The 13,154-nt window shown below is 36.4% G+C and carries 15 protein-coding genes and 3 tRNA genes; 13 read left to right on the forward strand and 5 right to left on the reverse strand.

Annotated features, from left to right (window positions below; genetic code table 11):
- The first annotated feature begins 3 nt into the window (after positions 1–3).
- The 3 genes from ACJRPK_RS14460 (at position 4) to ACJRPK_RS14470 (ending at position 2,621) form a co-directional block, all read left to right on the forward strand.
- Positions 4–849, forward strand: a complete 846-nt coding sequence (locus tag ACJRPK_RS14460; RefSeq protein WP_407140994.1) for a transketolase — start codon at positions 4–6, stop codon at positions 847–849.
- 51 nt (positions 850–900) lie between these two features.
- Positions 901–1,854: a transketolase family protein gene (locus ACJRPK_RS14465; protein WP_407140996.1), complete on the forward strand. Its 954-nt coding sequence runs from the start codon at positions 901–903 to the stop codon at positions 1,852–1,854.
- A 149-nt stretch (positions 1,855–2,003) separates the two neighbouring features.
- Complete coding sequence (locus ACJRPK_RS14470; protein ID WP_407140997.1) at positions 2,004–2,621, forward strand: porin family protein; 618 nt, start codon at positions 2,004–2,006, stop codon at positions 2,619–2,621.
- A gap of 71 nt (positions 2,622–2,692) precedes the next feature.
- On the opposite strand, the gene ACJRPK_RS14475 is transcribed toward ACJRPK_RS14470, so the two are convergent.
- Entirely contained in the window at positions 2,693–3,670 is a 978-nt protein-coding gene (locus tag ACJRPK_RS14475; protein WP_407140999.1) for an FKBP-type peptidyl-prolyl cis-trans isomerase, read from the reverse strand.
- A 90-nt stretch (positions 3,671–3,760) separates the two neighbouring features.
- Between ACJRPK_RS14475 and ACJRPK_RS14480 the strand changes: the two genes are divergently transcribed.
- The 3 genes from ACJRPK_RS14480 to ACJRPK_RS14490 are packed head-to-tail and all read left to right on the forward strand — an operon-like array spanning position 3,761 to position 5,278.
- Entirely contained in the window at positions 3,761–4,162 is a 402-nt protein-coding gene (locus tag ACJRPK_RS14480) for an RNA-binding S4 domain-containing protein (protein WP_407141001.1), read from the forward strand.
- The gene (locus tag ACJRPK_RS14485; RefSeq protein WP_407141003.1) at positions 4,159–4,737 is read left to right on the forward strand and encodes a methyltransferase domain-containing protein; all 579 of its coding nucleotides are present in this window, start codon (positions 4,159–4,161) and stop codon (positions 4,735–4,737) included. The genes ACJRPK_RS14480 and ACJRPK_RS14485 overlap by 4 nt, the downstream gene beginning before the upstream one ends.
- A 40-nt stretch (positions 4,738–4,777) precedes the next feature.
- Positions 4,778–5,278, forward strand: a complete 501-nt coding sequence (locus tag ACJRPK_RS14490) for a phosphoribosyltransferase domain-containing protein (RefSeq protein WP_407141004.1) — start codon at positions 4,778–4,780, stop codon at positions 5,276–5,278.
- On the opposite strand, the gene ACJRPK_RS14495 is transcribed toward ACJRPK_RS14490, so the two are convergent.
- Positions 5,270–5,791, reverse strand: coding sequence for a shikimate kinase (locus tag ACJRPK_RS14495; RefSeq protein WP_407141006.1), 522 nt, complete (start codon positions 5,789–5,791; stop codon positions 5,270–5,272). The genes ACJRPK_RS14490 and ACJRPK_RS14495 overlap by 9 nt on opposite strands.
- Before the next feature lie 134 nt (positions 5,792–5,925).
- On the opposite strand from ACJRPK_RS14495, the gene ACJRPK_RS14500 reads away from it, so the two are divergent.
- From ACJRPK_RS14500 to ACJRPK_RS14530, 7 genes are all read left to right on the forward strand, one after another.
- Positions 5,926–5,998: transfer RNA gene (locus ACJRPK_RS14500), tRNA-Lys, on the forward strand.
- Positions 5,999–6,058: 60 nt separating this feature from the next.
- A tRNA-Lys gene (locus ACJRPK_RS14505) sits at positions 6,059–6,131 on the forward strand.
- Between the two features lie 105 nt (positions 6,132–6,236).
- A tRNA-Leu gene (locus tag ACJRPK_RS14510) sits at positions 6,237–6,320 on the forward strand.
- 157 nt (positions 6,321–6,477) lie between these two features.
- Positions 6,478–7,374 (forward strand): MerR family transcriptional regulator, encoded by an 897-nt coding sequence (locus ACJRPK_RS14515; RefSeq protein WP_407141008.1) that lies wholly within the window; start codon positions 6,478–6,480, stop codon positions 7,372–7,374.
- A 9-nt stretch (positions 7,375–7,383) separates the two neighbouring features.
- Positions 7,384–8,874 (forward strand): phytoene desaturase family protein, encoded by a 1,491-nt coding sequence (locus ACJRPK_RS14520; RefSeq protein ID WP_407141010.1) that lies wholly within the window; start codon positions 7,384–7,386, stop codon positions 8,872–8,874.
- A 41-nt stretch (positions 8,875–8,915) separates the two neighbouring features.
- On the forward strand, positions 8,916–9,755 hold the full coding sequence (locus tag ACJRPK_RS14525) for a phytoene/squalene synthase family protein (protein WP_407141012.1): 840 nt from the start codon (positions 8,916–8,918) through the stop codon (positions 9,753–9,755).
- A gap of 8 nt (positions 9,756–9,763) precedes the next feature.
- On the forward strand, positions 9,764–10,216 hold the full coding sequence (locus ACJRPK_RS14530; RefSeq protein WP_407141014.1) for a beta-carotene hydroxylase: 453 nt from the start codon (positions 9,764–9,766) through the stop codon (positions 10,214–10,216).
- Positions 10,217–10,230: 14 nt separating this feature from the next.
- On the opposite strand, the gene ACJRPK_RS14535 is transcribed toward ACJRPK_RS14530, so the two are convergent.
- From ACJRPK_RS14535 to ACJRPK_RS14545, 3 genes are all read right to left on the reverse strand, one after another.
- Positions 10,231–10,923: a DUF3291 domain-containing protein gene (locus ACJRPK_RS14535; RefSeq protein WP_407141016.1), complete on the reverse strand. Its 693-nt coding sequence runs from the start codon at positions 10,921–10,923 to the stop codon at positions 10,231–10,233.
- On the reverse strand, positions 10,924–11,484 hold the full coding sequence (locus tag ACJRPK_RS14540) for a TlpA family protein disulfide reductase (RefSeq protein WP_407141018.1): 561 nt from the start codon (positions 11,482–11,484) through the stop codon (positions 10,924–10,926).
- 225 nt (positions 11,485–11,709) lie between these two features.
- A complete protein-coding gene (locus ACJRPK_RS14545) occupies positions 11,710–13,122 on the reverse strand; it encodes a hypothetical protein (RefSeq protein ID WP_407141020.1) in 1,413 nt (470 codons plus the stop codon).
- Positions 13,123–13,154 lie beyond the last annotated feature (32 nt).

A 13,154-nucleotide genomic window follows, 5' to 3' on the forward strand; every position in this document is an offset into this window, starting at 1 on the left:
ATAATGCCAAAAACACAACAATTAGAAGATTTTGTAACTCAAGTACGCAGGGATATCTTGCGTCAAGTTCACAAGGTAAACTCAGGACATCCGGGAGGATCCTTGGGTTGCGCTGAATTTTTTGTAGCACTCTATCAGGAAATTCTTGATCGTAAAGACGGTTTTGATATGGACGGTATTGGAGAAGATTTATTTTTTCTTTCAAACGGTCATATTTCACCGGTATTTTATAGCGTGCTCGCACGCAGCGGTTATTTTCCTGTAGACGAACTTAACACCTTTAGATTAATCAATAGCAGACTACAGGGACACCCTACTACTCATGAAGGATTACCCGGCATTAGAATTGCTTCGGGATCCTTAGGTCAGGGAATGTCTGTTGCCATTGGTGCAGCGCTAGCTAAAAAACTTAATGATGACGATAAACTTGTGTATAGTCTTCACGGAGATGGTGAACTACAAGAAGGTCAAATTTGGGAAGCTGCAATGTATGCTGCAGGTAACAAAGTAGATAATCTAATTTCGACAGTTGATTTGAACGGGCAGCAAATTGATGGTGCTACTGACAACGTTTTACCCATGGGTGATTTAAAAGCTAAATTTGAAGCTTTTGGATGGGACGTGATGGAAATCAAAAAGGGAAATTCTATTGCTGATGTGCTCGAGGGCCTTAAAGAAGCTAAAAGTCTTACCGGTAAAGGGAAACCCGTTTGTATTTTACTACATACTGTAATGGGTAATGGAGTAGACTTTATGATGCACACCCATGCTTGGCACGGTAAAGCACCTAATGACGAGCAGTTAGCTTTAGGTCTCGCACAAAACCCTGAAACTTTAGGAGATTATTAAAACAAATTTTATATACCAACAGTAACTGTTGGTATTTTGAATAGACACAACATGAAAAAATATATAGATACCGGCAAAAAAGACACACGTTCTGGTTTTGGTGCTGGTTTAGAAGCACTTGGAAAAACTAATGAAAATGTAGTCGCACTATGTGCAGATTTGATTGGATCTCTCAAAATGGATGCTTTTATAGCAGACAATCCTGATCGTTTTTTTCAGATAGGAATAGCAGAAGCTAATATGATGGGAATAGCTGCAGGTCTGACCATAGGGGGCAAAATCCCATTTACCGGAACTTTTGCGAACTTCTCTACAGGTAGAGTGTATGATCAGATTCGTCAATCGATTGCTTACAGCAACAAGAATGTAAAAATTTGTGCATCACATGCCGGACTTACCTTAGGTGAAGATGGAGCAACCCATCAAATATTAGAGGATATCGGTTTGATGAAAATGCTCCCGGGCATGACAGTAATTAATACTTGTGACTATAATCAAACCAAGGCTGCTACCTTGGCTATTGCAGACCATGATGGTCCTGTTTATTTAAGATTTGGAAGACCAAAGGTTGCTAACTTCACGCCAGAGGATCAAACCTTTGAAATAGGAAAAGCAATACACCTTCAGGAAGGAAGTGATGTGACCATAGTTGCTACAGGACATTTGGTGTGGGAAGCTTTATTAGCGGCTGAAACCCTTGCTCAAGAAGGAGTAAGTGCAGAGGTTATAAACATTCATACAATCAAACCTTTGGATGCCGAAGCAATTATCAATTCTGTTGCAAAAACCGGTTGTGTGGTAACTGCAGAAGAACATAATTTTTTAGGCGGACTCGGAGAAAGTATTGCTCGTGTCTTGGCAGAAAAACATCCTACTCCGCAGGAATTTGTAGCAACCAAAGATACATTTGGTGAAAGCGGTACCCCGGAACAATTAATGGAAAAGTATGGACTAAATGCTGCCGCTATTGTTTCAGCTGTCAAAAAAGTAGTTAAGCGTAAATAAATTTTAGCTTTTACTTATAAATTCAGAGCCTTCGGAAAGTTTTTCCGAAGGCTTTTTTAATATTTTCTTTAGAATAAAATTCTTAGCTGGACGTTTATAATTTTGAACACATTTTCATTTTACTTATTTATTCTAAAACGTTTTATCTTATGAAAAAAGCAATCATTTTAGCAATGCTATCGCTCACAACGATAGGATTTGCGCAGGACAAGAAAATTAATTTAGGTATTAAAGCCGGGTTAAACTATGGGGATAATGGCGAGATTGAATTCTCAGATGTTACAAATGCTGGAGAAAACATAGCCACAGAAGATGCCGATGATCGAGTTGGGTATCATATAGGTGCCTACATCAGAGCAAATATTACCGATAACATCTATTTAAAACCAGAATTCTTATATACTCAAAACAACAGTTCTTACGAAACATCGTTTGGCAGATCGAACTATAAAGTAAAGAGAATTGATGCACCAATTCTAGCTGGAATTACGGTTCTTGGCCCCCTGCACGTATTCGCAGGACCTTCGTTACAATATATTGTTGATACAGATCTGGAAGACATTGATCTTGAAGATGTAGAAAACGAATTTACAGTAGGCCTTCAATTTGGCGCTGGAATTCAGTTAGGGCGCTTAAATGCAGATATTCGTTATGAGCGCGGTTTAAGTGAAAATCAAGCAGAAGGAATTCAAGAAAATACAGGAGCTACCATACGTGTTGACTCAAGACCCAATCAATTCATTTTAAGTCTTGGTTTGGACTTTTAACATCCTTGGTAAACAGCAGAATCAAACAAAAAACCTGATATAATTGAAAATATCGGGTTTTTTGTTTGCATTTAATTCTTTATGCTTCGATCATCCTTATCTAGATGATTTTGGATTCCGTCACCATCATCATCATAATAGGTAATTTCGTCGCTACTGATAAAACCATCATTATTGGCATCGATACTTGTAATTTCATCCTTAGTTAATGTCCCGTCTCCATCATCATCTCTATCCGCGTAATTAGCAAGAGTATCACCGTCTGTATTATCATCGTTATCTATAACTATCTGATCATTATCTAAATCCTCCATATACGATGGAATGCCATCTGCATCGTGATCAGATTCATTAATCTTGTATAATTGCATAGTGAAGATTAAAGGAGAATATGCTGGTATACTGGTCGTTCCCGAACTATAATATCCAAGTCCGGAAGGCATGATCGCCGTTAAATTACCATAATCGTCAGAAAAACTAACGGTTCCATCCGGATTCTCAGAAGCACTTGAAGCGCCAGAAAATTCTGTAAGTGCCTGTCTAAAGCCAGGTACAACTCTAACCAAATCCATCCAGATTGGAGTTACGGTACTATCGAATATCTTACCATCATTCTTATTATCATCATCCGGACTTAAATCGTACAATAATTCTCCACTGTATGTAACTAATGTAGAGTCCGCAAACGTAGGTTTTCTAGTACTTTCGGCTCCTTTATTAAAATTTATAAGATAAAGTGTATAATCCACCTCTTCGAATTTTACGATTTTACTTTGCAAAAGAGTTGATTCACTGATTGGTTGTCGGTCCTTATTGTCTCCGGCAATGGTATCAAAAATTACAATATTGTAATCCGGGTTTGCAGGATTAGGGATGGTATCAAAGAAGTGTGTTTCCAAATACGATTTCAATATAGCTGCTTCTGCAATTTGCTGCTCCGCTCGGTCTCTTGGCGGAGCAATTTCTTGTCCTCCATCATCATCATTATTACACGCCTGAAGAGCGATCAATAAAGTACCTACTAATATCGTATATTTTGTAATCCTCATATGTTCTTTGTTTTGATGGCGCAAGATACAATTTTCTCGTACTTTTGCTTAAAGATTTTTTATATTAAAAACGCATTATAATACACTTTTATGCGAGTTGACAAATATTTATGGTGTATTCGATATTTCAAAACCAGAAGTATTGCTACCAAGGCTTGTAAAGACGGAAAGGTTAAGGTTAATGGAGATTCCATAAAACCCTCTCGCGATGTCTATCCTAACGACAAAATTACTGTTAGAAAAAATCAAATTACCTACGAACTTCAAGTTTTGGATACACCAAAAAGTCGACTTGGCGCTAAGCTTGTTGATATGTATCGTAAAGACATAACTCCGGCAGAAACGTTGCAAAAAATGGATCTTTTAAAATACACAAAAGATTATTATCGTAAAAAAGGAAGTGGTAGACCCACTAAAAAAGATAGAAGAGATATTGATGACTGGTTCGATGAGCCTGATAAGGATATAGACGCTAATAAGGAAGAAGAATGAAGTTAACGCCTGCATATTGGAATGAACGTTACAAAAAGAGCCAAACAGGATGGGACATCGGGTATCCATCAACCCCTCTGGTTTCTTACATTGATCAACTTGATGATAAGAAAATAAAAATCTTAATTCCGGGATGTGGCAATTCCTATGAAGCAGAATATTTGGTAGAAAATGGTTTTACTAATGTGTTTGTTTTGGATTATTCAACCGCAGCCATCGCCCAGTTTAAAAAAAGAGTTCCGAAGTTTCCCGAGGATCAACTTCTCACCTTGGACTTTTTTAAACTTATCGATCAGTTTGATTTAATTTTGGAACAAACATTTTTTTGTGCCTTAGACCCAGCCCTTCGTAATTTGTATGTTTCAAAAATGAAGGAACTGATTGTTCCCGGAGGTAAAATTGCCGGAGTTCTATTCAATAAAATTTTTGATAAACCCGGCCCTCCCTTTGGTGGCACCCTAGAGGAATACAAAAATATATTCGCAAAGACAATGAGAATAAAAACGCTAGAGCCCTGCTATAATTCGATTCCAGAAAGAGCAGGTAACGAACTGTTCTTTATCTTTACTATCTAGTAGCAGCTTACTTATAATTTTAAATTAAATCTCAACATTGATGAGCACAGTCAACAACACTATTTTAAGTCATACTCAAATTCAGCATAAAGTTAAACGCATTGCGTATCAAATTTATGAATCGAATGTGGATGAAAAAGAGATTATAATTGCAGGGATTGCAGATAACGGATATGTACTTGCAGAACGTCTGGCAATCGTCTTAAAAACCATTTCGCCCCTACAAATAACTCTTTGTAAGGTAGTTGTGGATAAAAAAGATCCGCAACAACCAATACAAACCTCGTTAGCAGCTTCGACTTACCAAAATAAATCTTTGGTGCTTGTTGATGACGTACTCAATTCGGGAACAACCTTGATTTATGGTATAAAACATTTTCTTGAGGTGCCTCTAAAGCGTTTTAAAACTGCCGTTCTTGTGAATAGAAATCATAAAAAGTATCCGGTTAAAGCAGACTTTAAGGGTATTTCTTTATCCACCTCTCTGCATGAGCACGTAGCAGTTACTTTTGGATCACAGGACGTAGTGACTCTAGAATAGTAAACTTTCTATCTCTAACGAGATTTCATCGGCTGTTTTTTCATCGGTATGGATTTTATAATCCGCCTGATTGTAATAAAAGGAACGTTCAAATAAATGTTTTCTTATAAAATCGTGTAACAACGTTCTATCTTCTATATGAGCAATGACTGGCCTTTTTTCTCGCGCTTTAAAAAGGCGATTGGTTAACACTTCCAAAGAAGTTTGTAAGTAGAAGCTTTTACTCGTAGGATCTTCTTGAATATATTTCATGTTTTCACCAAAACATGGTGTACCTCCGCCTAAAGAAATAATAGCATTTTTTGACGTTTTCAAAAGTTGATTTAAATAGAAAGTTTCCTTTTTTCTAAAATAAATCTCCCCTTTTTCAGAAAAAATAGAAGAAATTGATTTTTTTTCGTTTTCCTCAATATAAACATCCAAATCCAATAAAGGACGCTCTGTTCGTTGCGATAATTTTTTACCTATCAGAGACTTACCGCTCCCCATATAACCGATTAATACTATGTTCATATTGTATTTTTAAGTATGCTTACTCCCTGTAAAAACAGGGAATTTTAATTATTTACAAATTTAAATGAATTTCTTCTTGAAAAATAAATTAATGATAGTATATTTGCACCCGCATTCGAGGATTAAGAGTGTATGACCGAGTAGCTCAGTTGGTAGAGCATCTCCCTTTTAAGGAGAGGGTCCTGGGTTCGAGCCCCAGCTCGGTCACTTTTTTAAACAAGGAAAAATTTGTTTAAATGTTCTTAAGAATCGAATGATAATTTTAATGACCTGGTAGCTCAGTTGGTAGAGCATCTCCCTTTTAAGGAGAGGGTCCTGGGTTCGAGCCCCAGCCCGGTCACTTTTAAAAAGTATATTGATACTTTTTAGGTTTATACAAGCCGTATAATTAAGTATCGCAATTGCGATACTTTTTTTTTACGTAGCTTTGTGAAGCATCTATTTTGCCCAGGTGCTGGAATTGGTAGACAGGCATGGTTGAGGGCCATGTGTCCATTAGGGCGTGTGGGTTCGACTCCCATCCTGGGCACTATATTATTTATTCTTCTTAGATGTATATCTTTCCTTTACAGTAGTTTCACAGTTCAAAAAGTACTTAAAACTCGAATTTTATTTTTTATTTAACAACTCTCACGTAAAACCTTCCATTCTTTTACTTAAGTTTGTTTAACGATTATTCTAAAAAAGTGAACAACATAAAACAAAATTTCAGCATTAAAGATCTCGAGAATCTTTGCGGGGTAAAAGCACACACCATTAGAATTTGGGAAAAAAGATACAATCTTCTTACCCCGGAGCGAACTGAGACTAATATACGAACTTACAGTTTAACAAATTTACAGAAACTACTAAACGTTACTTATCTTGTTAACAGTGGTTATAAAATATCCCGAATCTCAAAACTTCAAAAAAATGAGATTGATGAATATGCCAGACGTATAGTTACAGAAAACAGCACGAAGAGTCAAGCCATAAATGCTTTTAAAATTGCTATGCTCAATTTTGACGTAGCTCTTTTTCATTCCACTTTTAACGAACTGAAAGAGAAAAGAACTTTCAAATCTATTTTTAACGAAGTATTTATACCATTTCTCACCGAAATTGGATTTTTATGGCAAACCGGTACTATAACTCCTTCTCATGAACATTTTATAACGCATTTAATAAAACAGAAGCTAACTTTATCTATTGAACAATTACAGCACTCGGTTGCTACAACAAAAAAGCGCACCTTCGTTTTATTCTTACCACAAAATGAAATCCATGACTTGGGAATTCTGTATGTTAATTATGAGCTACTTTCTCATGGATACAAAACCATCTATCTAGGTGCTAGTATCCCTTTGGAGGATTTGAAGCACTTAATTACCATACATCCGGATGTTACGTTTCTATCGTATTTCACTGTTCAGCCAGAGAAAGATGCAGTACAGAGTTATATAGAGCAATTTGATACCATGATTAATTCTGAAAAACAACTAGAATTCTGGATGCTCGGAAAGCAGATACAACATATAACTAATCGTGAGTCTAAAACACATCGCTACTTTGAATCTATTGAAGCACTCGTAAAACAATTATAACAACTATTTATGTCCAAAAAAGTTCATATCATAGGTTCAGGCTTTTCTTCTTTATCTGCCGCTTGTTACCTTGCAAAAGCAGGGTACGATGTTACGATTTTTGAAAAAAATAACGGTATTGGGGGGAGGGCTAGACAATTCAAAAAAGAGGGTTTTACATTTGATATGGGGCCTTCGTGGTATTGGATGCCGGATGTTTTTGAGAGCTTTTTTAACGACTTCAATAAGCAGGTTGCTGATTTTTACCATGTATCAAAACTTGATCCCGCCTATCGTGTGTACTTCGGAAAAGAAGATAGCATCTCCATTGGTGACACCTTAGAAAAAATATACAATGCCTTTGAAAAAGAAGAACCCGGAAGTTCAAAGAAACTGGCAAAATTTATCGCATCTGCCAAAGAAAATTATAACATCGCAATAAAAAATTTAGTTTACCGCCCAGGAGTATCTCCTTTAGAACTTATTACTCCGGAAACTATCATACGCATCGGACAGTTTTTTAGCACAATCGCAAAGGATGTAAAAAAAGAATTTAAGAATGAGCGTTTAATAAAAATATTAGAATTCCCAGTGCTTTTTCTGGGTGCCAAACCTAGTGATACCCCCTCTTTTTACAATTTCATGAATTATGCGGATTTTGGTTTGGGAACCTGGCAGCCCAAAGGCGGAATGTTTTCTGTCATAAAGGGAATGTCTGTACTTGCCGAATCTCTGGGAGTAAAAATTAGAACAAATACCGATGTTGATAAAATAGTTGTGGAAAATGGAGTTTGTAAAGGCTTACTATCTCAAGGTGAATTCATCCCTTCGGATATGGTCTTATCCGGTGCAGATTATCATCACACCGAAACACTTTTGGACAAGAAATATCGTCAATATTCTGAGAATTACTGGGCGAAAAAAACTTTTGCCCCTTCCTCTTTACTATTTTATGTTGGATTCGATAAAAAGCTAAAAAATATAGATCATCATAACCTGTTTTTTGACACAGATTTTGATACCCATGCTCGTGAAATCTATGATCATCCAAAATGGCCGGACAAACCTTTGTTTTATGCCAATTTCACTTCAGTAACCGATCCCGAAACAGCACCTAAGAATTGTGAGAATGGATTTTTTTTGATTCCGATTGCTCCTGGAATTGAGGATAATGCTACTATACGAGAAGACTATTTTAACCGAATAATCGAGCGATTTGAAAAGATCACCAACCAAGTCGTAAAAAATAATATTATATTTAAAGAAAGCTTTTGTGTTAACGATTTTAAACAGCAATATAATTCTTACAAGGGTAACGCTTATGGTATGGCTAACACATTACTTCAAACTGCGTTTCTAAGACCTAAGTTGAAAAGTAAAAAAGTGGAGGGTTTATTTTTTACCGGACAGCTAACCGTTCCCGGACCAGGGGTTCCGCCAGCGCTTATATCTGGCAAGTTAGTTTCGGGGCTCATGCAAAAGTTTCTACCTATAGATACAAAAGAACCTGAAATGATTTAAGCCCACACAGCTTAAGAGTATAAGATTTTAATTAAAAATAAATGAAAACAATATTTGACAACGTATCTCATGGCTGTAGCAAATTAGTTACCAATTCCTACAGCACCTCTTTTTCACTAGCGTCAAAAATGCTTTCGGATACAATTCGTCAGGATATTTATAACATTTATGGCTTTGTAAGGTTTGCTGATGAGATTGTGGATACCTTCCATGCTTATGATAAAAATGAGCTCTTTGATGATTTCGAAAGACAGATGTATGATGCTATTGATAAAAAAATAAGTCTCAACCCTATCTTAAATGCATTTCAGGAGACAGTTCATAAATATTCGATTCCGGCCGAGCTTTACGAAGCATTTATGAAGAGCATGCGATTGGATCTGCACAAGAGTGATTATTTGACAAGAGAAGAGTTTAAGGAATATATCTATGGCTCTGCTGATGTAGTAGGTCTCATGTGTCTAAAAGTGTTTGTCAAAGGCGATATATTGATATATGATGAACTGAAGGAGAGTGCCATGCATCTAGGCTCAGCTTTTCAAAAGGTGAATTTTTTAAGAGATCTTAAAGCTGACTATGAAGGTCTCAACAGAAGTTATTTTCCTGACACTGATTTAAATCAATTAGATGAACACTCCAAACTTATGATAATAGAAGACATCGAAAACGATTTTGAGCTTGGCCTTAAAGGTATTTTGAGACTTCCTATAGAAGCTAAATTTGGAGTATACACAGCTTTTATATATTACAAAAAGTTGTTACAAAAATTAAAAACAACACCGTCCTTAGAACTTAAAAACAAAAGAATACGGGTTTCTAATTATCAAAAAATTGGTTTATTGGCCAAGTCCTATTTAGATTATAGATTAAGAATTATTTAATATTTTTTATGCAAGTTTTACTCTGGCTTCTTGTTTTCCTCGGCACCTTTTTGATCATGGAGTTTATGGCGTGGTTTACGCATAAGTACGTGATGCATGGATTCTTATGGGTATTGCATAAAGATCATCATCATAAGAAACATAAAAGTTGGTGGGAAAGAAACGACCTGTTTTTTGTCTTTTATGCAGTTGTAAGTATGTCATTCATTATGTTACACGACGATACTACCTTCTGGGTAGGACAACCAATTGGCTTCGGTATTTTAGCCTATGGCATAGCTTATTTCGCGGTTCATGACATTTTTATTCATCAACGATTTAAAATATTCAGAAATGTAAATCACTGGTACGCTAAGGGTGTGAGACGTGCACATAAAATGCATCATAAAAACATAGGAAAAAATAAAGGCGAATGCTTTGGGATGTTAGTAGTGCCTTTTAAATATTTTAAAACTAAATAAAACTATACCTTTAATTAAAGTGGCTTGTCTTGCCAGTCTCCAATCGTTTTATAGGGTTGAAATCTAGCAAATAACTCTTCTTTATACCAATCGATGGCTTTGGTCTTCTGTATAGCTTTTACATGCCCCCTGCTTTTATACGCAAATTCATGTAAAGCCTCTTCGCTTTTCCAAATACTAAAAGTTGACATTTGTAAAGCAGGTACTTCTCCTATACCTCGAGTAAATAAAAGCGACTTATTGTTCTGTATTCCCTTTTGAGATTTGGGTACAAATTTCCAAAATACAAATAGCTTACTTAATTTTATAGTTGCTCTCGTTATTACCGCTAATTCATCGATAGTTGGATCAATATTTAATGCAGGAACAAATGGAGATTTTCCTGACCACAATCCCTTAGATTTAACATTTTTTAAAAAAATAGTGTATTGATATATAGTATGTCGCTTATACGCCTTGAAACTTTTAGATTGTTGAAAATACGCTTCTGCATAATGCTCGTTGTCCCACACTTGTAGCACCGCATATTCACTCCAATCAGGCATAGGATTGAAGTTTTCTTTTCCCGTACCTAAAAGTTTATAGAAAGACTGACCGGAGGTCTTTCGTAAAGGAAGATGCATATACAACATCATACAAAACGCCCATACCTTACTGTAAACCCCTTTGTACTTGAAAAATGTGAGTGTTGTAATCTGATTTTCCATTTATTTCACTATTAATGAATCAAGTAAACGTCTTACACTCTTACTATTCCAATCTGCAGCTCCGACCTTTTGCATAATAATAGCACCTCCTTTATCGATCACGTAAGTGGTAGGCAACGAGGATCCATCTAACGGCTCAGGAAACTCTGAACGGCTTCTATATATTGGAAAATTATAACCCTTAGATTTCATGAATTTATTTAAAACTACATTCTCTTCATTCGACACAAAGAGGAAAGCTACTGTATCCTTATAATCTGTATGTAATTCCTGTAAAGATGGCATCTCTGCGATACAAGGCGGGCACCACGTAGCCCAGAAATTGATGAGGATCACCTCTCCTTTGAGTTTCTTGAGATCTACTCCACTAGTATTGATACCTTCTAGTTTCCAATCATAAGAAGCAACGTATTGCCGATCCTGCTGCTCGATCACAGAAGGACTAAAAGCAAAAAATCGTGTTATATACACTTGTATGACACCACGGGTATAAGGAATCAAAAATAAGACAAGAATGAAAACAAATACTAAATTGGATATATTTTTTTTATTAAATTTCATATAAATTTGATCTGAAAAAAACAACTACGAGCAATATACCTAATCAATCGCAATATTCTGAAAACATCAAGATTGCATGAATATGACCATATTTGATAGAACGTAAAAAAGCGCAATCAAAGATCGCGCTTTAAAATTAATGATTACAATTATCAATCCAGTTATTTCCTTGAAACAGAATTTTTCAACCAAAGAAAATGAACTAGATTATATACTATTTAACGATCAGTTCCTTATCACTTCAATCGCATTTGAAAGTGCATAGCAACCTTCCAAATCATTTGCATTGCTTCCAACTAAACATCCTTCCAAACCATTTTCAAATCTAAGGTACCAAATAAGGCAGGTTCCAGGACCCGCATCATCAAAATTGATCATTTTTACATCTGCCAAAGTAGGAGGTACTCCTAAGATTGTACCAGAAGTATCCGTAATTACCCATGTACTATTAGTTCCTGATGCAGAAGAAGTATCCAAAACTATATTGCTCACAAAATCAGCATTTCCATCCACTACAAAATTAAAAGGCCCGCCTGAAATTGTGCCGGCACTTGCTCCGCAAGTTCTAACAACTTCTAAAGCATTGGATAAGTCATATGTTCCTACCAGATCGTTGGCATTCAATCCTATTTCTGCGCCCTGTAAATCATCCTCAAATCTTATATACCAAATCAAGCAAACACCAGCTCCGGCCTCATCAAAATTCACTCCTTCGACATCGCTAAGTGTGGGCGGTAATCCAAGAATATTTCCTTGATCATCGGTAATTACCCATGAACTATTGGTTCCAAATACATTTGTATCATCCAAGACGATCCCTAAAGCATAGTCTGCTTGTCCGTCAATAGTGAAGTTAAAAGGACCTCCGGAAATTATTCCGGCATTTGTAACTTGATTACGAAGAACGGTTAACGAATTTGATAAATCAAAATCTCCCTCGAGATCATTTGCATTCATACCCACTTCGGCTCCTAGTAAACCATCTTCAAATCTAAGATACCATATCAAACATGTCCCCGGACCTGCTCCATCAAAATTTACAGCTTCTAATGCCTCTAACGTAGGTGGCAATCCTAGGATCTTCCCCTGGTCGTCGGTAACTACCCAGCTACTGTTCTTGCCGAAAGCATTACTGTCATCTAAGGTAATACCTGTGACAAAATCTGCTTCCCCATCAATATCAAATTCAAAAGGTCCTCCTGAGATAGTACCTGCATTGGTAACTTGATTGCGTAGCACACTAATAGAATTTGACAAATCAAAATTACCAATAAGGTCATTTGCATTTAAGCCAACCTCAGCACCTTGCAAACCATCCTCGAATCTTAAATACCAAATCAAACATGTCCCCGGTCCTGCTCCATCAAAGTCAACATTTTCTACCGCTTCTAACGTGGGCGGCAACCCCAAAATTTTACCGGATTCATCAGTAATTACCCACGAACTATTGGCCCCTGAGGCGTTCGTGTCATCTAGCGTAATTCCTGTTACAAAATCCGCTTCCCCGTCAATATCAAATTCAAAAGGTCCTCCTGCGATGGTACCTGCGTTTACAGTTACTGTATTGTCATCGTCATTACTACAGGAAACTGCAAAAAAACCGATTACTAAAGCCCAAAAAATTAATTTTTTCATCATGTCTGTGTGTTTTATAAGTGTATGTTATAAAG

Origin of the sequence: Aquimarina sp. 2-A2, assembly GCF_045505135.1 — a bacterium.
In the GTDB taxonomy this organism is placed as follows: Bacteria; Bacteroidota; Bacteroidia; order Flavobacteriales; family Flavobacteriaceae; genus Aquimarina; species Aquimarina intermedia.

Coding starts and splice junctions, on each gene's coding strand:
- ACJRPK_RS14485 (WP_407141003.1), top strand. CDS start 4,159: ATGAAGTTAACGCCTGCATATTGGAATGAACGTTACAAAAAGAGCCAA.
- ACJRPK_RS14495 (WP_407141006.1), bottom strand. CDS start 5,791: ATGAACATAGTATTAATCGGTTATATGGGGAGCGGTAAGTCTCTGATA.
- ACJRPK_RS14520 (WP_407141010.1), top strand. CDS start 7,384: ATGTCCAAAAAAGTTCATATCATAGGTTCAGGCTTTTCTTCTTTATCT.
- ACJRPK_RS14480 (WP_407141001.1), top strand. CDS start 3,761: ATGCGAGTTGACAAATATTTATGGTGTATTCGATATTTCAAAACCAGA.
- ACJRPK_RS14475 (WP_407140999.1), bottom strand. CDS start 3,670: ATGAGGATTACAAAATATACGATATTAGTAGGTACTTTATTGATCGCT.
- ACJRPK_RS14530 (WP_407141014.1), top strand. CDS start 9,764: ATGCAAGTTTTACTCTGGCTTCTTGTTTTCCTCGGCACCTTTTTGATC.
- ACJRPK_RS14465 (WP_407140996.1), top strand. CDS start 901: ATGAAAAAATATATAGATACCGGCAAAAAAGACACACGTTCTGGTTTT.
- ACJRPK_RS14460 (WP_407140994.1), top strand. CDS start 4: ATGCCAAAAACACAACAATTAGAAGATTTTGTAACTCAAGTACGCAGG.
- ACJRPK_RS14535 (WP_407141016.1), bottom strand. CDS start 10,923: ATGGAAAATCAGATTACAACACTCACATTTTTCAAGTACAAAGGGGTT.
- ACJRPK_RS14470 (WP_407140997.1), top strand. CDS start 2,004: ATGAAAAAAGCAATCATTTTAGCAATGCTATCGCTCACAACGATAGGA.
- ACJRPK_RS14525 (WP_407141012.1), top strand. CDS start 8,916: ATGAAAACAATATTTGACAACGTATCTCATGGCTGTAGCAAATTAGTT.
- ACJRPK_RS14545 (WP_407141020.1), bottom strand. CDS start 13,122: ATGATGAAAAAATTAATTTTTTGGGCTTTAGTAATCGGTTTTTTTGCA.
- ACJRPK_RS14490 (WP_407141004.1), top strand. CDS start 4,778: ATGAGCACAGTCAACAACACTATTTTAAGTCATACTCAAATTCAGCAT.
- ACJRPK_RS14540 (WP_407141018.1), bottom strand. CDS start 11,484: ATGAAATTTAATAAAAAAAATATATCCAATTTAGTATTTGTTTTCATT.